Below are 20,529 nucleotides of genomic sequence, written 5' to 3'. Positions count from 1 at the left end.
TCCCCGCACAGTAGCTGTGCGGGGATTTTTATGTGTATTACCTGAAAGGAATATTAATGTGAGGAACAATATTCGGAAGATATCACAAGGTTACCTTATGCCGTTGTGAGGATACTGCTAAGACTTGCTAGATAAATAGTCTTATGAAATAATATATTGTATATGAGAGAAAGATTATAGAAAGGAACAGTATTGTTATGAAGCCAAAGGCAATTGAAACAAATTTTGATTTAGCAGCTTATATGTACTATCATGCTAATAAATTTGCTAAAAAAAACAAATATTCTAATGGAGCGAATTTTTTTCTGGTTGCTTATATAATTATTGTAAACAAGTTTCTTAGCATTCCCAAAAACTATTGCTTAGAACTTGTAGATATACTTCTAAAAACACATTTTCAATGTAAAGGCGAAATGGAATATAATGAACATTTTAACAACTTTTGGCTTTCTGACCCAATCTATTCTTTGACGCGCAAGATTCAAATTGGATTAAATCTGTATCCTGATATTAAATCACATTTGAAAATACAAACCAACTTAATGGAGTTTATGGAAAAGATTAAATCGCTGCCACGCAGTTGAAAAAAGACCGTATACCTTTAGTATACGATCTTTCCTTGTGGGTTTGCGCTACAAAAAAGATACCCCAAAAAGGAAAGTTTCTAATTTAAATATAGATAGCTTTCCTTTTGGTATTAAGATTTTTGGGTGGTAGAGATATATGTATTGTTCTCTTAAAGAAGATATAAACATTACTCTGCTTTATTACGAAGGAATAAAGCCTTTGTGAGCATTACCTTCGTGGTTGAATTCTACATAGTTATATTGATAGCCATATTTGATATCTTTATTCTCAAATATAATGACTTGATGCAGGCAATCTTCTTCCAAAATATCTTCAACCATTTTCTTTTCCATATAGTCATCAATCCATTCACCACTTTCATCCTTCTTGCGCTCCTTTAAAGAGACAAGCGGTGAATCTAGTATAACAAATCCGGGATGTAGGCGATTGTTCTTAAAGCAATAGCGCATTAAGCCGATGACCATGGCAGATAGAATGAATGCTCGATAGCCTTTTCCCCAGTCAGAGCGAGCTTTTCCATCAATCGATAGATCCAGCGTTTCAGCATCAAAAGTCACATCTACATTTTCCGGAAATCCCCACTTCTTTAAAACGCTTTCAATTTCACTGCAATAATCGTCATAAAGAGGTGAAACAGACTTGTTCTTGGATTCCTTTGATTTCCTGACTTTTTCGCTATACGCAATAATATCAAGTTCAACGGAAGATAAATCTTGCTGATAAATTTCAAGGGATTTTTTCATTGCATCGAGTTGTCTAATTGTTGCAATATTCCTGTTAAGCTTGGACAATGATGCTTGTTTTTCAGCAATCGTCTCCGATAATTGCTTGTTTTCTTCTAGTAAGCGTCTGATTGACTCTTTGTTGCTTTCAAGTCGCTCTTTGATGTCATTTATGGAGTATGTTAGATCTTGAATTTTACTTTTTAGTTGAACAGCATGATCTTTAAAATATTCAAATAGAGCTTTACTACTATCTGAGTCTATTACACCTGCTGTAATTAGCTGGTGACAAACTGGACAGTCCAAGTGCGGAAGCTGCTCAAGGAAATCAGTATATGTTGAAACCATACCGTTTCGTTTCAGTTCTTCCGCATAATGTTGTTTTAGTATTTCAAATTCGGCAATTTTGGCATCATCTTCGAAGCACAGCTTTTTTAATTCATCAACTTTAGTTTGATTTTGAGTTATCTGTGCACTTAAAAAAGACATACTATTTCTCAGTTGACTTATCTCCTCAACCATCAACTGCGTTGTTTCAGCTTTAGTATATAGTTGATAGTTCGAGTCTTCTTTAATTGCTGTAATTTTTCTTTTTAATATATCTTTTTTCTTTACAAGGAACTGTACAACACCTGCTCGCTGAATGTTTTCGTTTTCTACATCATCAATTTCCTCAATGTTTTGATCATCTGAGCCGGTTATTATATATTTGAGAACAGATTTTCTGGCGGTTTTTTCTGTGTATTGAATCGACTGAAACGATGACCCCTCTGCAATAATATCTGTTTCATCAACTGTTATTAAATGAACTATATCGCGAAACGAAAGTGTACGCTTTTGGTTCTGCTTATTCTTTTTCAAGTAAGCATTCTCAGAATGACCTTGTAACAATTGCAGTAGATACCTAGAAAGGTTCTTAGTGTTTGCGGGGTCATGCTTATAAGGCATTATTAGGTGTTCGCCATTGTGCACAATGCAAACTTTACTTGAACCAATCGTTCTTTCAATTCTGTATAATTCATCATTGATAGTGAACTCCAAGGTAATCGCATTATAATCTTTGGCTTCAGTAATATTCTTGGGGGGATTTTCACCACCTAGTATATAATTGATACATTGAAAGGCAAATGTTTTACCTGTGTCGGAATCACCAGTAATTACATTTAGACCTCTTTCGAAGGTCAAGACTGCATCTTTTTTTCCAACTCCTGAGAGAGTTAGTTTTGTAAGTATCATTCTTCTCATAGCAAATACCCTCGTACTTTCTCACACAGTTCTCGTGCATATATATTTGTCTGACAAACTGTGTTAAAAAAGTATCGTCCGAATTTTGTGATCTCGTAACACACATTTTGTTTGTCATCAATATGAGCAGAAATAATACCATGAGACACTAGGTCTGCAGTTGCGACAAGTGGTGACAACTTTGAAATTTTCTCTTGCTTACAAATTTGCTCAATAGTATCGAGGGTCAATGTATTTGGGTGCGTGAAAAAAATCATTCCAACAACCATGTGTTCAAAAATCAGGTCGGAAATATGCTCTAGTTTGTATTCGCCCATACGATATCACTTCTTTCATTAGCTAACTGATGACATATTCCCTGCCTGTCTTGCGGGTGGACTAAATCATTCTTTGACAAAAGATTATGTTTTAAATCTATCCGGACTACTTGTGCCATAACATCATTTAGACGCTCGTATCCATCAACATAGAGTTTCCCAAGCAAATCATATATTCCGTAATAAATATCGTCAGCCAAGTCCTTGAAATAGTCATTAGTTAATAAATGCTTAGATGCAAATGTTTTTAAGTTTTCAGCTGAATAAAAGCGCTCTCGCTGAACTTTTAAATTCGCCATGTATTTTGGGAATTTTTGTGCTAACTCTGACACAGTATCAATAGAAACCTTTTCTCTTTCGGAAACTGCGGAAAGATATTTTTGGATATATATTGTTTCGTATTTTTCTATTACATCGGGTACGGTGATATGTCTATCTCGTGTTACTGTTAATCCTCCGCCAAAACGAAATGCATAAACGAAATGCATAAAATGCGGTAGATCTATGTTCTTCAATTACTTCCAGCATGGATTTTGTTTTTATAATACTAAAGTCGAAACTTTCGATATACGACTTCAATTCTGGGCTGAGATCTATTGGCTCTTTGGTAATCTTAGTACGACAATTGCTATCCCATTTTTTAATGAGCATTATGTTTATGCTAGATGGGGTATCAATTAAGTCATTAAGCTTAGCCCCAATATCCATTGGAGCTAAAATATAGTATTCGTGCGGGAGAGGAATCTCTCCGGAGTATGTGTAATAAACCAGCTTGCCGAACTCTGGCAACATATCACTGGGAGTTAAAGGATGATCATAGTGCTTACATTGATAATATGAGTAGTGATTGTCTTCGTCTTTGGCTACAACATCACGACCTTTATCACCTGCACCCCCGAAACCTCGAACTTGATATCTACTTTTTAACGATACAACCCATTCCCGTATAAACAATTCAAATTCCTTATCATCATAACTTTTTACTCGTTCGTAAGGAACTCGTGTGTCGCCATCTACATCTTTAATGATAACCTTTTCTGGTGCAGGGAACGGAGTTAAACATTCAAAACTCATATTTTTACCCCCTATATTTCGAGGAGCACGAATTTAATTTAAAAGCATCTTTTACAACTTGTTTATTTTTAAAATTATATCACAAATTAATCAATTTCTCAACGAAAAAAGCAGGTACAGAGAAACACCGACAGCACATGGTCTGCCAGCATTTCTCTACACCTGCTTCTTAGCGAAGTGGCTGTGTGATCTCAAATCCCTGCACTCCTTGTGTTACCATGTCCCTATAAAACACACGAGGAGGTAACCCCATGAAATTCACCAAAGAAGAGAAGATAGCCTTCGTCAAACGCTACCAGGACGGAGAAACAGTAATTTCAATTTGCAATGAGAGTAAAATTCCCCGCAGCACTTTCTATCACTGGATACAAGAATACCAACAAACTGTGACCGATACGGGCACAGTAGTTACTCCACAGGAGTTCCTATACTTAAAAAGAAGAATCAGCAAATTAGAGGATATGATTCAGGTCTTGAAGACGGTCAGTTGTACTGTTTCCTCGCCTTTGCAGGAAAAGCTCAAGGCTATGGAGTCGCTTTACGGGCAATTCAGCGTTCATACCCTGTGTGACGCACTGGAGGTCTCACGTGGCACTTTCTACAACCATATTTTCCGCAATAAGAAAGGCGACACACTTGCGGCTAAGCGGCGGGCGGAGTTAAAAACGCAGATTCAAAGCATTTATGACGATAGCGGACAAATCTATGGGGCGGGCAAGATCACCGCTATCCTCCAAAATCAAGGGGTCAAAACCAGTAAAAAATATGTTTCTCAGCTTATGAAGGAGTTGGGAATCAGCAGTGTCAGCACTACGGCAAAGAAAGAATACAAAAAATGGGAGAAAGGACAGAATAGAAATTTCCTGCAGCAGCAGTTCCAAACCGAACGGCCGAATCAAGTCTGGGTCAGTGATATCACCGTTTTTAAATTCCATGATAAGTATTATTATCTCTGCGTCATCATAGACCTGTTTTCACGGAAGGTAATTTCCTATCGAATCTCGCACAAAAGCAGCACCCAACTGCTTACAAAAACTTTTAGACAGGCCTACGCAGATAGGCAACCAAAGGCAGAGCTCATGTTCCATAGTGATCGTGGAACGCAGTATATGTCCCATACGTTCGTTCACCTATTGGAGGATTTTGGGGTAGAACAGTCTTTTTCCCGGACAGCGTGCCCCCATGACAATGCAGTCTCCGAAGCGTTCTTCTCCATTTTCAAAAAAGAAGAACTATACCGCAGGCATTATACGTCGGAGACAGATATGATAAAGGGAATCGCCCGTTTTATTGCCTTCTATAATACCGAACGTCCTCATTCTACCCTGCAATATAAAACTCCGGAACAGGCAGAGCAGGATTACTGGATAAAAGAAAAGGAATCCTCAAGCATATGAGAATTCCGGGTTCGGATTTGATCTTTTTTCATTTTTACATTGCGGTTTTTCGATTTTTGCTTTTGGATGTCCCATTTCTACAAAAGAGGGCAATCACGAAAACGTGGCTTGAATCCTCGGTTTTCGGCATAGAAAAAGAGGCCGAAATCTGGATGTCTCATTTTTGAGTTCCAAATTTCGACCTCTGTCCAGTTGGTGCCGAAGGCGGGACTTGAACCCGCACGGTGTTTCCACCTCGGGATTTTAAGTCCCGTGCGTCTGCCGATTTCGCCACTTCGGCGCAATATTTGCGCTAAAAATGCCACAAAAGAACGGATATAATTATACCTTGCCATCCGCTACTTGTCAATATTGGATGGATATACCGCGGGCGAGGCGCGCGCCGCGCAACCTGTCGACTTTTGTTCGCCGGCGTGGTATAGTCTGACTAGATATGTGTTGAAAGGAGTAGAGTGGTATGCCGTTTTCCCGCGAAACGTTGGACTTTTTGGTGGAAAACCGCTTACGCGATAGCCGGGCATGGTTTGGAGAGCATAAGGCCGAGTATCAAAAATGGGTGATCCAGCCGCTAAAAGAGATGGTGGAGGCCCTTACCCCGCATATGCTGACCATAGATGATCAATTCGTCACCCAGCCGCGGGTAGATAAAACCATCAGCCGTATTTGGCGGGATACCCGCTATACCCACGATCCCTCCCTGTACCGGGATTCCATGTGGATCATCTTTAAACGCGGCCGGATGCACGCCACGGAAGTGCCGGGGATTTATTTTGATCTTGGCCCTTACGGTTTCAGCTATGGATGCGGTTTTTATCATGCCTCTACCGGTTATATGAATACGCTGCGCCAGATGATCTTGCGGGATGATCCTACATATAAAAAAGCCCAGGCCGCCTATGCGCGCCAGCGCATTTTCGCCATGGAAGGGGAGTGCTACAAGCGCCCTCATTTTGCGGATCAGCCGGGTGAAAAGGCCCAGTGGCTGGAGCGGCGCAATATCGGCTTTTCAAAGGAAAGCCGGGATTTTGACCTGCTGTATTCCAACCGATTGGCCCAGGCGGTGGCCAAGGATTTGGCGGTGCTGGAACCGGTCTACCGTTTTTTGCTGGCCGCAGCGCAGGAGGAAAACATGCGGGATGCAGCTCATGCCGCACTGGAGGGTGGGAAGTAAGGCGGTAACCCGCAGCGGGAGCAACTGCATATTGCCTTAAATCGTTTTGAACCGGGCGCCTGTTACCATAGAGGCGCCTGGTCTTTTTAAGTCAAAGCGAATATGCGCAAGGCAGTGCTTAAATAAATTGACATACTTTGTCACATTTGCGATTGACAATTATCTAATGGCTAGGTACACTAATTATAATCTCATAGGATATATCCCCAAATCTTTGTGTAGCAATTCGAAGCGCTGTTATTGTCTATAGGGACGGAGATGTCTTTAAAATGCAAGAGAGAACTTATCTGGCACATGTAGCGCAGGATGGCCGGCGGCAGACGGTGCGCCAGCACCTTCTGGGCACGGCGGCGTTATGCCGTGCGTTTTCCTCGCCCTGGGGTGCGGGCGACCAGGGCGAATGGCTGGGGCTGCTGCACGACATTGGCAAATACTCGCGGGCCTTTCAAAAACGGCTGTTGAACGACGGCCCGCGGGTAGATCATGCGACTGCCGGGGCTTACGAGAGTGCCATGCGCAAGCAGATGGCCGCGGCCTTTTGCATTGCCGGCCACCACACGGGCCTGCCCGACGGCGGAAGCCGTATCGACCGGGAGGGAGCGACCCTTATGGCACGCTTGAACAGGGCCAAGGGCGGCGAACTGGAGCCATACGGCTTTTGGCAAGAGGAGATTGCCCTCCCGCAAGCGAATCTGCCTGCATTCATCCTGCAGGACCGGCTGGCTGCCGCCTTTTATATCCGCATGATGTATTCTGCTTTGGTGGATGCGGACTTTTTGGATACCGAGGCCTTTATGGCCGAAGGAGAGGTGCACAGGGGCGGTGGAGAGGATATGCCGGCGCTGGAGCAAAAGCTGGAACGTTATATTGCGCCCTGGTTTCCACCCAGAGGTGAGTTGAACCGCCAGCGATGCGCGATCCTCCGCGCGTGTATGGAAGGCGGCGAGGGAAGCCAGCCGGGGCTGTTTTCCCTCACCGTGCCCACGGGCGGCGGCAAGACTGTGGCCTCCTTGGCTTTTGCGCTCAGACACGCCAGGGCCAATGGATTTAAGCGGATCGTCTATGTGATCCCCTACACCTCCATAATCGAGCAGACGGCAGAAGTGTTCCGCGATATCCTGGGGGATGAGAACGTGCTGGAACATCATTCTGGCGTGCTCTACGACGTAGGGGAGGAGGCGCGGCCGGAGACCATGCGCATGGCCCGCGCCACGGAAAACTGGGATATGCCCGTGGTGGTGACCACGGCCGTACAATTCTTTGAATCGCTTTACGCCAGCCGTTCTTCTAAATGCAGAAAACTGCACAATCTTGCGCAGAGCGTCATCATTTTTGACGAAGCACAGATGCTGCCTATCCCTTATCTGCGCCCCTGCATACAAGCTATCGCCCAGTTGATCGCGCATTACGGCGCATCTGCCGTGCTTTGCACGGCGACGCAGCCCGCCCTCGCGCCAATCTTTGCGGAATTTCTGCCGGGCCGGGCTGCACGGGAACTCTGCCCCGATGACGTGTTTACCGATCCAGTGTTCAGGCGGGTGACCTTTCGCAACGCGGGCCTGCTGGATGGGGAAGCGCTAACCGCGCAATTAGAGGCGCATGACCAGGTATTGTGCATCGTCAACACCCGGAAAAGTGCGCGCAGGATCTACGAGAGCCTGGAAGGGGACGGCGTCTTTCATTTATCCACCCTGATGCGGCCCGTGGACCGCAAAAAGACGCTGGAGGAGATACGCCGCCGCCTGAAAAATGGGGAAACCTGCAAAGTAGTAGCGACCTCGCTGATCGAAGCGGGGGTGGATATGGATTTCCCCGCGGTATTTCGGGAGCAGGCGGGTTTGGATTCGATCCTGCAGGCAGCAGGCCGGTGTAACCGGGAGGGGAAGCGCCGCCCTGACGATAGCATTGTGACGATCTTTAAAACGGGAGAGAAGATACCGCCGCTGTTTTCGGCCAACATTGCGGCAGGAGAGGTGGCGATGGCGGCCTATCGGGATCTATCCGGTAAAGATGCCGTGCGCTGCTACTTTGAAGAGCTGCTGGACTTAAAGGGCGCGCAGGCGCTGGATGGACAAGCGATCCTCTCTTTGCTGGAAAGGGAAAATTTCCCTTTCCGCACCGTTGCCCAGCGTTTCCACCTGATCGATAACGAAACGCGCACGGTTTATGTCCCCGATGCGGAAAGCGCACGGCTATTTGCCCGCCTGGAATATGGCGAGCGCAGCCGTAACCTGTTCCGGGAACTGGGGCAATTTAGCGTCTCGATTTATGATAACCACTTTACCGCGCTGGAGAGCGCCGGAGCCCTGCAGGTCTTAGAGGATGGTAGCGCGGTCCTGACCGACCCGGCCCTATATGATGAACGGACCGGGCTTGCGCTGCAGGCAGATAGCGGACAGGCTCTATTTGGATAAATGGTTGGGATAGTTAAAACGACGATAGAAAGGGGAGGAGAGCCATGCCGGTCCAACTGGAGGTATGGGGAGATTATGCGCTGTTCACCCGCCCGGAGATGAAGACGGAAAGGGTGAGCTACGATGTGATGACGCCGTCGGCCGCGCGGGGGCTGCTGGAGGCGATCTACTGGCACCCGGGGATGCGCTGGATCGTGGACCGCATTTTTGTTTGCGCGCCGGTACGCTTTAAAAACCTGCGGCGCAACGAGGTGAAATCCAAGATCAGCGCCCGCTCAGCGCGTACGGTGATGGAGCGGGGACAGGGAGAATTATATTTGGCCACGCCGGAGGATATCCAGCAGCGGGCAGCCATGCTGCTGGCGGATGTGCGATACGTGATCGAGGCGCACTTTGAGATGACGCCGAAGGCCTCGATTGCGGATAACCCAGGCAAATTTCAGGATATCATCACCCGACGCATGCGCAAGGGGCAGTTTTATCACCAGCCCTACTTTGGCTGCCGGGAGTTTCCGGCCCACTTTGCGCCCTGTGCAGCGCCGCCGGAATGCCCGCCGGAGCTGCGCGGCGAGCGGGACCTGGGCTTTATGCTTTACGACCTGGATTATTCGGACCCGGAGAACATCCATCCACTGTTTTTTCGCGCGGTCCTGCGGGATGGCGTATTGAACATACCCCCGCGCGACAGTGAGGAGGTGAGGGGATGATCCTTCAGGCGTTGGTACAGCACTATGAGGATCTGGCGGCTAGAGGCTGTGTCGGCCGGCCGGGTTGGGGCCCGGTCAAGGTCTCTTTTGCCCTGTATATCGATGAACAAGGTAATTTGGTGAGAGTTTCCATTGTACAGGAAACGCAGACGCGCGGCAAAAAGACTGTCATGATTCCCCAAACCATGCAGTTGCCCGCACCGGTCAAACGCTCCTCGGGAATCGCCGCCAACTTTCTTTGCGATAATTCCGGCTATATCCTGGGCGTGGACGCCAAGGGAAAGCCCGAACGGGCGTTGGATTGTTTTGCGGCCTGCAAGGCCCTGCATGAGGAGATTCTATCGGATGTTGACGGTGCTATGGCCCGTGCGGTACTAAACTTTTTTGAACAGTGGAAACCGCACAAAGCGCAGGAGCATCCAGCCTTACAGCCCTATTGGGAGGAGATTCTAAAGGGAGGCAACCTGGTATTTCGCTATGACGGCAAGTATGCCCAGGAGGATGAGGCGCTGCGCAGGGCCTGGCAAAAGCACTATGACGCTGCGGACGAAGGGCATCAGGGCATCTGCCTGGTCACCGGCGCTGAGGGGCCTATCGCCCAGCTGCATCCATCGATTAAGGGGGTGCGGGATGCCCAGTCCAGCGGCGCTTCGCTGGTATCCTTTAACGCGCCCGCGTTTTGTTCTTATGGATGGGAGCAGGGAGAAAACGCCCCGACGGGGGAATATGCCGCCTTTGCCTATGGAACGGCGCTGAACCACTTGCTGGCGGACCGCGAGCATGTCTACCAGATGGGCAGTACCACTGTTTTGTATTGGGCTGAAGGGGCGGAACCGGCCTATCCGGATGTATTCGGCGAGCTGGCGATGGATGCAGAATCGCATTATTCGGATAAAGATTTGCAGGGAATGCTGCATGCCCTGGCCAATGGGGAATCCGTGTTATATGACGAGCAGATGCTGGACCCCAACCGCACCTTCTATGTCCTGGGCCTGGCGCCTAACGCCGCGCGGCTGTCGGTCCGCTTCTTTTTGCGCAATTCCTTCGGGGCGTTCCTTAAAAATATCGAAGTCCACCACCAAAGGCTGGAGATTCAGCGGCCAAACTTCGATAAAACGGTGCGCTTGCCGCTCTGGAGATTGATGAGCGAGACGGTCAACCAAAACGCGCGGGATAAATCTCCCTCGCCGCTGATGGCGGGAGAGGTGCTGCGGGCGATTTTGGAGGATACATATTACCCCGCCACGCTGCTTAACGGCGTCGTGCTGCGCATCCGCGCCGAGCATGCGGTCACCCGAGGACGGGCGGCGATACTGAAAGCCTATTATTTAAAAAATACCCATAAGGACGTACCGAAGGAGGTTTTAACAGTGGCATTGAACCCGGAGAGCAAAAATGTACCCTATACGCTGGGACGGCTGTTTTCGATCCTGGAGGCGATACAGGATGCGGCCAACCCGAACCTGAACGCGACCATTGCGGATAAGTATTTTAACGCGGCTTCAGCCACGCCGGCGGTGATTTTTCCCTCGCTGATCAACCTGGCGAAAAAGCACCTGCGCAAGCTGGAACGCGGCCAGCAGATCTATTTGGAAAAGCAGCTGACAGAAGTTTTGTCCATCTTGGGAGAAACCTATCCGGTACGGCTGAATTTGCCGCAGCAGGGTTCCTTCCAGCTGGGGTATTACCATCAGACACAAATGCGCTATACGCGCAAGGATAAAGAATAGGGAGGACATGAGCAATGAGCGAAGTGATTAAAAATCGGTATGAGTTTGTGATCCTGTTTGACGTGGAAAACGGCAACCCCAACGGCGACCCGGATGCGGGCAATATGCCCCGCGTGGACCCCGAGACCGGCCTGGGCCTGGTCACCGACGTATGCCTAAAGCGCAAGATCCGCAATTATGTGGAGATGGCCAAAGAAGACGCGACGGGATACCGTATCTACATCAAAGACGGGGTACCGCTTAACCGCAGCGATGCGCAGGCCTATGCGGAATTGGATGTGACGGAGAAAAATATCAAGGAAAAGAAAAAGGCAGACCCGGAGCTGGACAGCAAAATTCGGGACTGGATGTGCAAAAACTTTTTTGATATCCGCACCTTTGGCGCGGTGATGACCACCTTTGTTAAGGCTTCCCTGAACTGCGGCCAGGTGCGCGGCCCCGTGCAGCTGGGCTTTGCCCGCAGCGTTGAGCCAGTCGTGCCCCAGGAGGTGACCATTACCCGCGTGGCGATCACAACCGAAGCGGATGCTGAGAAGAAAGGCACGGAGATGGGGCGCAAGTACATCGTCCCCTACGGCTTGTACCGCTGCGAAGGGTATATCTCCGCAAATTTGGCCCGCAAGGCCACCGGTTTTACCGAGGACGACCTGGCGCTTTTATGGGAGGCGATCCTCAATATGTTTGAGCACGACCATTCCGCGGCTCGGGGGAAGATGGCGGTGCGGGAGCTGATCGTATTCAAGCATGATTCCGAGCTGGGTTGCGCCCCTGCGCATAAGCTCTTTGAGCAGGTGAAGGTCACCCGCGTAACGGATGAAAATGCACCGGCGCGCGCCTATACCGATTATGAGGTGACGGTAGATGAAGCCGCCCTGCCGCAGGGCGTCACGTGTGTGCGTATGGGGTGACCTATAACGAACAGGAGTTTTTGCAGCTTTCCGGCCTGCAACACTTTTCCTTTTGCCGCCGGCAATGGGCGCTGATCCACATTGAGCAGCAGTGGCAGGAGAATCTGCGCACTGTAGAGGGGCGGCTGTTGCATGGCCGGGCGCACGATGAACAGCAGCGCGAGCGCGGGGGCGACGTGCTGATCCTGCGAGGGCTATCGGTGTTTTCCGGGCAGTTGGGCTTGAGCGGCAAATGCGACGTTGTCGAATTCCATCTCTCGCAAGAGGGGATACCGCTGCAGGGGGAGGAAGGGTTATGGCTGCCCTTTCCGGTAGAGTACAAGCGTGGCGAACCCAAGAAGGACGATGCGGACCGGCTGCAGCTTTGCGCCCAGGCGATCTGCCTGGAAGAGATGCTTTGTTGCAAGATCGCGCAGGGGGCGCTCTTTTATGGAGAGATCAAGCGCAGGGTACCGGTGGCATTTGATGCGGCACTGCGAGACGAGGTCGTTCGCCTAAGCGATGAGATGTACGCGCTCTACCGCCGCGGCCACACGCCCAAGGCCAGGCCCACAAAGGGCTGCAACGCCTGCTCCTTAAAAGAACTGTGCTTGCCCGGCCTGGCAAAACATCGCTCGGCGGCGACCTATCTGACCCGATATATCCAGGAGGATGAACCGTGAGAAAGCTGCTCAACACCCTGTTCGTACTCAGCGACGATAGCTACCTGGCGCTGGATGGCGAAAATGTGGTCATCCGGCGGGAGGGGAGCATTGCCGCCCGCTATCCGCTCCACACCTTAGAGAGTATCTATACCTTCAGCTACCAGGGCGCAAGTCCGGCCCTAATGGGCGCATGCGTCCAGCGGAATGTGGGGCTATCCTTCCTGACGCCAAGGGGCAGGTTCCTGGCAAAAGTCAGCGGAGAGGCCAACGGCAATGTATTGCTGCGCCGCGCACAGTACCGCTTGGCCGACGATCCGCAATCCAGCTGCCGGATCGCGGCGTACTTTATCTGTGGTAAACTCTATAACAGCCGTTGGATATTGGAGCGCGCTACCCGGGATCACGCGATGCGGGTGGATGTGGAGGCCTTGAAGGCCAGCTGTCAACAGCTTAAAGAGCTGCTGGCCCAGGCCAGCACATGCCAGACGATGGAGGCGTTAAGGGGTCTGGAGGGGAAAAGCGCGATGCTGTATTTTGACGCGCTGGATCAGCTTATATTGCAACACAAAGAGACCTTTTATATGGCCCAACGTTCTCGCCGGCCGCCGCGCGATCCGTTTAATGCGCTGCTCTCGTTTCTGTACACCCTATTGGGGCACGATTGTGCCTCTGCACTGGAGGCTGTGGGGTTGGACAGCTACGTAGGCTTTTTGCACCGGGATAGGCCGGGGCGTACCTCTTTGGCACAGGACCTGATGGAGGAAATGCGGCCGGTCATGGCGGACCGGCTGGCGTTGACGCTGATCAACCGCCAGAAAGTAACGCAGAAGGATTTTCGCAAGGAGGCATCCGGCGGCGTATTTTTGAACGACGAAGGGCGAAAAACGGTACTATCGGCCTGGCAGGAACGCAAAAGAGAGATCATCACCCACCCGTATTTGGAAGAAAAACTGCCCTGGGGGCTGGTGCCTTATGTACAGGCCCTATTGCTGGCCCGCCTGATCCGCGGCGATTTGGATGTTTATCCGCCATTTTTCTGGAAATGAGGACGTTGGTCTATGCTATTGCTGATAACCTATGACGTAGATACCACCACTGCAGCCGGGCGGAAAAGGTTGCGCAGCGTGGCCAAAGTATGTGTCAACTATGGCCAACGGGTACAGAATTCTGTTTTTGAATGCGCTGCTGACGCTGCGCAGGCTAAGATGATCAAGGCCAAATTATTAGCTTTGATCGACGAGGAGCAGGACAGCTTGCGGTTTTACAACCTGGGGGACCGCTACCAAAACCGCATTGAACACTATGGCGCTAAAGGCAGCTATGACCCAGAGGGACTGCTGATGATTTAAGTGCGAAAGTCAAGAGCACAGGTTTTCCCTGGGGGATTCGCACCAATTTAAACGCCAATATCTGCTCTTTGATTGGAATTTAAGCAGATGTAGGGTACTGTTTGTATTCCGATTCGCGAGAATTTGTGCAGGATGACGAACTTTTGAATGATGCATTTGTGCACTTTTGCTGTCGCACCCCGCAAGGGGTGCGTGGATTGAAATTCGGTGGCCATGACTACCCGGTCGGCTAAAAGCTGGTCGCACCCCGCAAGGGGTGCGTGGATTGAAATAACTGCTGGGCCTTGGCGCCGGATGTATCCGCGATTTCGCACCCCGCAAGGGGTGCGTGGATTGAAATCAAACCGTCCCTTGTCCAGATACATTTGCCATATTGTCGCACCCCGCAAGGGGTGCGTGGATTGAAATGAGATCTTGTCTACGCTGTTTAATAGAATCAATCGGTCGCACCCCGCAAGGGGTGCGTGGATTGAAATCGTCTGTATTTGCGCAAGCTGCGCTTTCAGTTCAGTCGCACCCCGCAAGGGGTGCGTGGATTGAAATTCCATGCAAATCTTTGAGCGGCCTATAATACTTGGTCGCACCCCGCAAGGGGTGCGTGGATTGAAATGGCAAAACTGGCGCGGACATCCTCCGGCAAAGCATGTCGCACCCCGCAAGGGGTGCGTGGATTGAAATACATCCCTAATATCAAACACTATCCCGGTGCAGTATAGGTCGCACCCCGCAAGGGGTGCGTGGATTGAAATACCTATGCATCAACCGGCGTTTCCTCTGCGCTAGGTCGCACCCCGCAAGGGGTGCGTGGATTGAAATAAGGACAATGGGAATACGCACCTGTCAAACTTTGTCGCACCCCGCAAGGGGTGCGTGGATTGAAATGCGGCGTCACGGAAATGACCATTTTGCCGACGCTGGGTCGCACCCCGCAAGGGGTGCGTGGATGGGTTATGCTACATTCATTTCCTGAGATCTGACAGAACGGCGGCGATGTCCCGCTGGATGCAGATGGCGCGCTGCCCGAGCTGCGGCGGGGCATAGGCCTCGTGTGCATTGATGCAGGCGTAGACCGCGCTGGGATGCTCCGCCGTAGCAACCCAAAAGGGGTACTTGATGATACCGGGCGTATTTGTGCCCACGCCCAACTCCAAATAAAGTACGCGCAGCCCTTCGTGGCGCTGAATGAACTCGGCATATCGCCGGGCAGCCCGATGCCAGCCGGCATCTTCCACAAACTTATCGTCGCTGCGCAGGTTTACGGTCATCGGCCGCCCGCAGACCGGGCAGTGGGGAATGAGCGCTGTGGGGATCTTCATGTCCTTTTGCGCCGCCAGCATCTGACGAACGGTCTCTTCGTTATCATACGTTTTTAGGTGGCAGGGTTGGCTGCACTGGAAAAGACCGTAGTCGCCCTGCGTATAGAATAGACGCTGCTGATCAAACCCCGCCTTTTGAAAACAATGGTCCACATTCGTAGTCAGCACAAAATAGTCTTTATCCCGCACCAGTTCCAGCAGTTCGCTATAGACGGGCTTTGGAATATCCACATAGCGGTTGTAGTAGATATGTCGGCTCCACCAGGCCCAATATACCTCCGGAGTGGGAAAAGGATAAAACCCGCCGGAATACATATCCTCAATGCCGTATTTATCTTTAAAATCGGCAAAGTGCCGCTCAAACCGCGGGCCGGAATAGGTGAAGCCCGCCGCGGCGGACAGGCCGGAGCCTGCGCCGATCAAAACAGCGTCCGCCCGGTTCAGTTCCTCTTGCAGGCGTCTAACGGATGCCGAGTAACCTTTGGTAGATCGCAAGATCGATGGACTTGTAAACATTGAATATCACCTTTTCCAGCCTCTGGTCTTTGGCTAAAAATTCTCGCACAGTATCTATGGCGATCTGCGCCGCCCGCTCGTTGGGGAAGCGAAACACGCCGGTAGAGATGCAGCAAAAAGCCAGGCTTTTCAGCCCCTGCTCGGCCGCCAGCTCCAGACAGGCGCGGTAGCAGGCAGCCAGCTGCGCACAGTGCTCCGGGGTAAGGCGCGACTGCACGATGGGGCCTACCGTGTGTAACACGTACTGGCAGGGCAGGTTATAGCCCGGCGTGATCTTCGCCGAGCCGGTAGGTTCCGCATGCCCCTGCGCGCGCATCAGCTCCGCGCATTTAAGGCGCAGGGCAACGCCGCTTTTGGTGTGGATGATGTTGTCGATACAGCTGTGCAGAGGGACAAAACAGCCCAGCAAGCCGCTGTTTGCCGCGTTGACGATGCCGTCCACCTTCAGTTGGGTAATATCTCCCTGCCAAAGGACGATGCGCGTATCGCAGGGCGCAGGGGGCAGCTGCGCTGCATCCACAATCCCCTGGGAGACGATTTCCTCTTGGAGATAAGCGTCCTGCAAGGCCATAAACTCCGGGGAGGCGGGGCGGGGTGGACGCAGGTTCATCAGCGCCCGGAAGAGCTGCTTTTTTTCAGCGATGCCCTCCAGCACTGGTGGAAGCTGCCCCTCATACTCGGCCGATAAATACGTCAGTAATTCGTCCAGCCGCTGTTCCTGCGTCATTTCACCGCCTCCTTTTCTTTGATAACAGCCCCGGCAGGGCAGGAAGTATAGCAATTTCCGCAGCGCAGGCAATGCGCCTGCAGGATCGTGGCCCTGCCGGTGGATAAATCGATGCAGTCCTGCGGACAGGCTGCCAGGCATTTGCCGCAGCCGGTGCACCGGCCGGACATGCGATAGCCCTGCGCCGGAAGCGGCGCGCCGCCAAAGGTAAAAGAACGGCGCACAACCGGCCGTACAGACAGGTCGAACCACTCGCCGCAGCCCCGATAGATCTGAAAGGCTGCGAGCGCACGCCGGGCAGCTGCGGTAGGATAGATCTGCGCCATGTAGGGGTTCTTCTCCAGCAGACGCTGCAAGCGCCCTTCATCCGCCGGGCGGACTTCCCCCTGCAGGGAGAGGGCCGCGCTGCGCAGCGTATCGGCCCCCTTGACCCCGGTCAGCGCGACTTGATTGCAGCGCATCAAACGGGAATATAAGTGCTTACCCCTGGCGGTCAGAAAGTACGCGCCTGCCTTATCCCAGTCCATCATATCAACCGCGCAGGTACAAGGCAAGCCCCGCTCATCCAGGGTCGCCAGGACGGTGGTGTGGATCTGCTCGACCAGATAGGCAAAGTAATCGTTAACCGTCATGCTGTTTCCGCTCCCTTAAGCAAAGAAGAACCCGGCCGTCATCTCCAAATAATTATCGCCGCTATACTGGGGATAGGCTGCGCGGACGGACTGCTTAAAGGCGGACGCGTCCTGGCTTTGCGCGGCGATGGCTTTTACTTGCTCCAGATAGTCGATCTTAGTTTGCGCATCCTTTAAGTCCTCGGGCGTGTAATGGGAGGTAAGGATCAGACTGTACCCTTTTTGCATAAACATCTTCAGCTGTGCGATGGTCGCATCCGCGTGACCCGGACCGGCCACGATCGAGTGGCAGTCGTGTCCCAGCATATGGGTATAAACGGCGTTGATCTCGGGGATCTCGATATCGAAAGCATCCGGCGTGGTGGTGATGATAAAATCGATTCCGCCGATGATGACCGGGCCCTCCGCCAAATGGCAGGTGACCAAATGGATGCCGCTGTCAAAACAGTCGCCAAAGGCGGTTTGAAATTGATCGATCAGCGCCCGCCCGCCGCCGCGGTGGCCGTATTCCTCCGCATTTGGCGTGGCGTATTTTTTTGCCTCCGGTAAAAAGGCCGCCCCAGCCATGTGATAGGCCAGCAGCATGCCATCGACCAGCAGGTTTTGGCGCTGCAGATAATCGGTCAGCTCGCGCTCGTTATCCGTAAAGCAAGGGGCCTCGATCAGCACGGCGCGGCCCGCTTTTTCCAGAATGAAGACTTCATCCTCCAATGGATCGTGGGTCTGATAGGCGTGCAGGCGGATGGCGCCAAAATCGTAAATGTGCATCTCGCCCTTTTGCAGCGCAACTTTTTGGTAGGTGTTTTTGTTCATCATACGTTCCTCCCGAATATGGTATGAGAGCGTTGGGGGATAGCCGCTTGACTTCCCGCAACCTCTAGCCCTATAATAAAGCCGTAAGGAACGAATGTAAAGTAAGCACTTTATTGTGCTGTAGTTACTAAAAAGATACTATTGTGCGATTTAGCCATGTGAGAGTGGAGGAGAAAGTGTAATGGAACAGGTGTTACCGGCCTGCCCGGTGGAAACGACGTTGATGCTGATCGGGGACAAGTGGAAAGTTTTGATCCTGCGGGAGCTGGTCGGCGGTACCAAGCGCTTTGGACAGCTGAAAAACGCCATTGGCGGGGTCAGCCAAAAGGTGCTGACCGCCCAGCTGCGGGATATGGAGCAAAAGGGGCTTTTGAGCCGCAAAGTCTATGCCGAGGTGCCGCCGCGGGTGGAGTATACCCTGACGGAAACCGGCTATAGCCTGCGCCCGATTTTAGATGCGATGTCTGCCTGGGGCAGCGCCTATAAAGTGAAGAATGCGCAGGCGGCCGGGCAAATGGAAGGCTAGGCGCAAAGCATAGTAAAAACAGCCCTGCGATAAAATTGCCGCAGGGCTGTTTTGTTATACTTACTTGTGGCTTTGCGGCACTTTGATCCAACCTTTCTCCAACCAGTATCGGTTATCGGCGGAAAGCGGCCGCTCTTTTTTTGCGATCGTCTGGTGCATCAAACGCGTAATGGCGAATTTGCATCGGACAACCAGCCCCATGCGCGCGGGACGAAATGAGCGATAACCGGCGGCCAGCCTTTGTGCCCGGCGGACGATCTTTTCTCGCCGGCGGGTAGAAAGCTCCTGCCAAATCACGCCCTCCATCAGCCCGACGCCCAGCTTTTTGATGTGCGATACGCCCAGCCAGGAAAGGCTGGTGGCCATATCCTTTTGCGCGCCGCCGTTGAATACGCCAATGGCGTTGGTCAGGATCACGGCGCGCTTGGTAAACATCTGCTCCTGGGGCCGGTGCACCATCCAGTGTACGCATAGGTGATCCAGCAATGCCTTCATCTGGCCCGAGGTTCTCAGGGCGTAGACGGGGCTTGTTAAGACCAGCAGATCGGCTTCCAGCATCGCCTCCCAAATAGGCTGTACGTATTGGGCGTGCGGGCAACGTGTTTCGCTTTGGAAAAAGCAGGTTTTGCAGCCCGTGCAAAAGTGGGGCATATCCCGGGGCAGGGTAAACTCCCGCAAGGTATTGCCCTCGCGCAGTACATCTAAAAACGCCTCTTTAATGTGGTAGGTGCACCCCTTGACCTGGGTGCCGTTGATCACCGTGATCTTCAAAATGACGCCCCCTTTTTTAGCCGCAGATCAACACTACTCCTCCGCGACGATGATGGTGTGCCCATTTTCGCCAAAGCAATTGACGATGCTCTGGGGCGGCTGCGCATCCGTGACCAGCGTGCCGATGGCCTGCAGCGGCGCATAGGTCATCAGCGACGCAGTATCGAATTTGGTGTGATCCACCAAAAGGATGCTGTTGGGGCATGTGGACATGACGTGCTGCTTGATATCGAACTCCGCGGGGGAGGAGTGGGTCACTCCGCTGGGCACCGAGATGCCGGCAGAGGCCATAAAGGCCTTGTTTACGTTATAACGCGATAGAATCTGTAGGGCGCTGGTGCCGGTAAAGGAGAGGGTCTCCCGGTTGAGGGTGCCCGATAGCGAGATCACATTCAGGTTTTCGCAGGGGATCGCCTCGACGATCGCCTGCAGGTTGTTGGTCAAAACGGTTACGTTCCGCACATCTTTAAGGCACTCGACCATATAGACCGTCGTGGTGCCGGAATCCAGAAAGATCACATCCCCATCGGCAACCAGGCGGGAGGCGCGCCGGGCAATGCGCTTTTTTAGGCGCAGGTTCTCGATATTGCGCTGGGAAAAGGAGACCAGCGTGCGCTTGGGCTGCACCATGACTCCGCCATAGGTCTTTTTAAAGCGGCCGGTTCCGGTCAGCTCTTCCACGTCCCGGCGGATGGTATTTTTCGATACGCCGAATTTTTCGCAAAGTTGATCAAGGGATACGGTATTGTGCTCGTAAATATAGTTTTGAATCGCCTCGATCCGCTTGGTACGCATAGCGGCAATCCCCCCTTGCTATTGTTAGATGTTGATCATGTTCCGGTTGGGTTGATAGGCATATTATAAGTAAAATTAGGGACAAAATCAAACTTTATTTAATAAAACGCCCAGGATATTGAAAAACTAAGGGCCTGTTGCTATGATATAGAACGGAGTTTACCAGA

General features: G+C 51.3%; 20 protein-coding genes, 1 tRNA gene and 1 CRISPR repeat array. Of the genes, 11 read left to right on the top strand and 10 right to left on the bottom strand.

What is annotated here, in order from left to right; translation table 11 throughout:
• Nucleotides 1-197: 197 nt before the first annotated feature.
• Entirely contained in the window at nucleotides 198-584 is a 387-nt protein-coding gene (locus tag H8699_RS00490; RefSeq protein WP_249283995.1) for a hypothetical protein, read from the top strand.
• Nucleotides 585-767: 183 nt separating this feature from the next.
• Here the strand turns inward: H8699_RS00490 and H8699_RS00485 are convergent, their stop codons facing one another.
• The 3 genes from H8699_RS00485 to H8699_RS00475 form a co-directional block, all read right to left on the bottom strand.
• Nucleotides 768-2,555, bottom strand: a complete 1,788-nt coding sequence (locus H8699_RS00485; RefSeq protein ID WP_249283994.1) for a hypothetical protein — start codon at nucleotides 2,553-2,555, stop codon at nucleotides 768-770.
• Nucleotides 2,556-2,853: 298 nt separating this feature from the next.
• Nucleotides 2,854-3,360, bottom strand: coding sequence for an ABC-three component system protein (locus H8699_RS00480; protein WP_249283993.1), 507 nt, complete (start codon nucleotides 3,358-3,360; stop codon nucleotides 2,854-2,856).
• Nucleotides 3,305-3,946, bottom strand: coding sequence for a restriction endonuclease (locus tag H8699_RS00475; RefSeq protein ID WP_249283992.1), 642 nt, complete (start codon nucleotides 3,944-3,946; stop codon nucleotides 3,305-3,307). Before H8699_RS00475 ends, H8699_RS00480 begins: the two co-directional genes overlap by 56 nt.
• Nucleotides 3,947-4,197: 251 nt before the next feature.
• Between H8699_RS00475 and H8699_RS00470 the strand changes: the two genes are divergently transcribed.
• Nucleotides 4,198-5,343: an IS3 family transposase gene (locus H8699_RS00470; protein WP_249283991.1), complete on the top strand. Its 1,146-nt coding sequence runs from the start codon at nucleotides 4,198-4,200 to the stop codon at nucleotides 5,341-5,343.
• Nucleotides 5,344-5,536: 193 nt separating this feature from the next.
• Here H8699_RS00470 and H8699_RS00465 read toward each other — a convergent pair.
• Nucleotides 5,537-5,623: transfer RNA gene (locus tag H8699_RS00465), tRNA-Leu, on the bottom strand.
• 177 nt (nucleotides 5,624-5,800) lie between these two features.
• Here H8699_RS00465 and H8699_RS00460 point away from each other — a divergent pair.
• The 8 genes from H8699_RS00460 to cas2 all read left to right on the top strand — a co-directional run bounded on the left by H8699_RS00460 (nucleotide 5,801) and on the right by cas2 (nucleotide 14,266).
• Nucleotides 5,801-6,514, top strand: a complete 714-nt coding sequence (locus tag H8699_RS00460; protein WP_249283990.1) for a DUF2461 domain-containing protein — start codon at nucleotides 5,801-5,803, stop codon at nucleotides 6,512-6,514.
• A gap of 269 nt (nucleotides 6,515-6,783) precedes the next feature.
• Complete coding sequence (gene cas3 / locus H8699_RS00455; protein WP_249283989.1) at nucleotides 6,784-8,928, top strand: CRISPR-associated helicase Cas3'; 2,145 nt, start codon at nucleotides 6,784-6,786, stop codon at nucleotides 8,926-8,928.
• A gap of 44 nt (nucleotides 8,929-8,972) precedes the next feature.
• The gene (gene cas5c / locus H8699_RS00450; protein ID WP_249283988.1) at nucleotides 8,973-9,635 is read left to right on the top strand and encodes a type I-C CRISPR-associated protein Cas5c; all 663 of its coding nucleotides are present in this window, start codon (nucleotides 8,973-8,975) and stop codon (nucleotides 9,633-9,635) included.
• A complete protein-coding gene (cas8c, locus tag H8699_RS00445) occupies nucleotides 9,632-11,365 on the top strand; it encodes a type I-C CRISPR-associated protein Cas8c/Csd1 (RefSeq protein ID WP_249283987.1) in 1,734 nt (577 codons plus the stop codon). The genes cas5c and cas8c overlap by 4 nt, the downstream gene beginning before the upstream one ends.
• A 14-nt stretch (nucleotides 11,366-11,379) precedes the next feature.
• A complete protein-coding gene (gene cas7c / locus H8699_RS00440; protein ID WP_249283986.1) occupies nucleotides 11,380-12,273 on the top strand; it encodes a type I-C CRISPR-associated protein Cas7/Csd2 in 894 nt (297 codons plus the stop codon).
• Complete coding sequence (gene cas4, locus H8699_RS00435) at nucleotides 12,270-12,935, top strand: CRISPR-associated protein Cas4 (protein WP_249284707.1); 666 nt, start codon at nucleotides 12,270-12,272, stop codon at nucleotides 12,933-12,935. Before cas7c ends, cas4 begins: the two co-directional genes overlap by 4 nt.
• Nucleotides 12,932-13,963 carry a type I-C CRISPR-associated endonuclease Cas1c gene (gene cas1c / locus H8699_RS00430; protein WP_249283985.1) on the top strand — a complete coding sequence of 344 codons (1,032 nt, stop codon included), beginning with the start codon at nucleotides 12,932-12,934 and terminating at the stop codon, nucleotides 13,961-13,963. The genes cas4 and cas1c overlap by 4 nt, the downstream gene beginning before the upstream one ends.
• Nucleotides 13,964-13,975: 12 nt before the next feature.
• A complete protein-coding gene (cas2, locus tag H8699_RS00425) occupies nucleotides 13,976-14,266 on the top strand; it encodes a CRISPR-associated endonuclease Cas2 (protein ID WP_249283984.1) in 291 nt (96 codons plus the stop codon).
• 171 nt (nucleotides 14,267-14,437) lie between these two features.
• A CRISPR array of direct repeats spans nucleotides 14,438-15,217; the repeat unit is 33 nt; unit sequence GTCGCACCCCGCAAGGGGTGCGTGGATTGAAAT.
• An 8-nt stretch (nucleotides 15,218-15,225) separates the two neighbouring features.
• On the opposite strand, the gene H8699_RS00420 is transcribed toward cas2, so the two are convergent.
• Genes H8699_RS00420 through H8699_RS00405 form a run of 4 tightly spaced genes read right to left on the bottom strand, consistent with a single transcriptional unit; the run spans nucleotide 15,226 to nucleotide 18,273 of the window.
• Nucleotides 15,226-16,098 carry an SIR2 family NAD-dependent protein deacylase gene (locus H8699_RS00420; protein ID WP_249283983.1) on the bottom strand — a complete coding sequence of 291 codons (873 nt, stop codon included), beginning with the start codon at nucleotides 16,096-16,098 and terminating at the stop codon, nucleotides 15,226-15,228.
• Complete coding sequence (locus H8699_RS00415) at nucleotides 16,043-16,825, bottom strand: protein-ADP-ribose hydrolase (RefSeq protein ID WP_249283982.1); 783 nt, start codon at nucleotides 16,823-16,825, stop codon at nucleotides 16,043-16,045. Before H8699_RS00415 ends, H8699_RS00420 begins: the two co-directional genes overlap by 56 nt.
• A complete protein-coding gene (locus tag H8699_RS00410; protein WP_249283981.1) occupies nucleotides 16,822-17,457 on the bottom strand; it encodes a 4Fe-4S binding protein in 636 nt (211 codons plus the stop codon). Before H8699_RS00410 ends, H8699_RS00415 begins: the two co-directional genes overlap by 4 nt.
• A 15-nt stretch (nucleotides 17,458-17,472) precedes the next feature.
• Nucleotides 17,473-18,273, bottom strand: a complete 801-nt coding sequence (locus tag H8699_RS00405) for a hypothetical protein (RefSeq protein WP_249283980.1) — start codon at nucleotides 18,271-18,273, stop codon at nucleotides 17,473-17,475.
• Between the two features lie 178 nt (nucleotides 18,274-18,451).
• On the opposite strand from H8699_RS00405, the gene H8699_RS00400 reads away from it, so the two are divergent.
• Entirely contained in the window at nucleotides 18,452-18,796 is a 345-nt protein-coding gene (locus tag H8699_RS00400) for a winged helix-turn-helix transcriptional regulator (RefSeq protein WP_249283979.1), read from the top strand.
• Nucleotides 18,797-18,856: 60 nt separating this feature from the next.
• Here the strand turns inward: H8699_RS00400 and H8699_RS00395 are convergent, their stop codons facing one another.
• Nucleotides 18,857-19,567 carry a flavodoxin family protein gene (locus H8699_RS00395; RefSeq protein WP_249283978.1) on the bottom strand — a complete coding sequence of 237 codons (711 nt, stop codon included), beginning with the start codon at nucleotides 19,565-19,567 and terminating at the stop codon, nucleotides 18,857-18,859.
• A gap of 33 nt (nucleotides 19,568-19,600) precedes the next feature.
• Entirely contained in the window at nucleotides 19,601-20,362 is a 762-nt protein-coding gene (locus H8699_RS00390) for a DeoR/GlpR family DNA-binding transcription regulator (RefSeq protein ID WP_249283977.1), read from the bottom strand.
• Nucleotides 20,363-20,529: the final 167 nt, after the last annotated feature.

This window comes from Luoshenia tenuis (assembly GCF_014384745.1).
Classification (GTDB): Bacteria; Bacillota; Clostridia; order Christensenellales.
The sequence above is the reverse complement of the archived record's forward strand: the minus strand, read 5'-3'. Positions and strand labels throughout refer to the sequence as shown.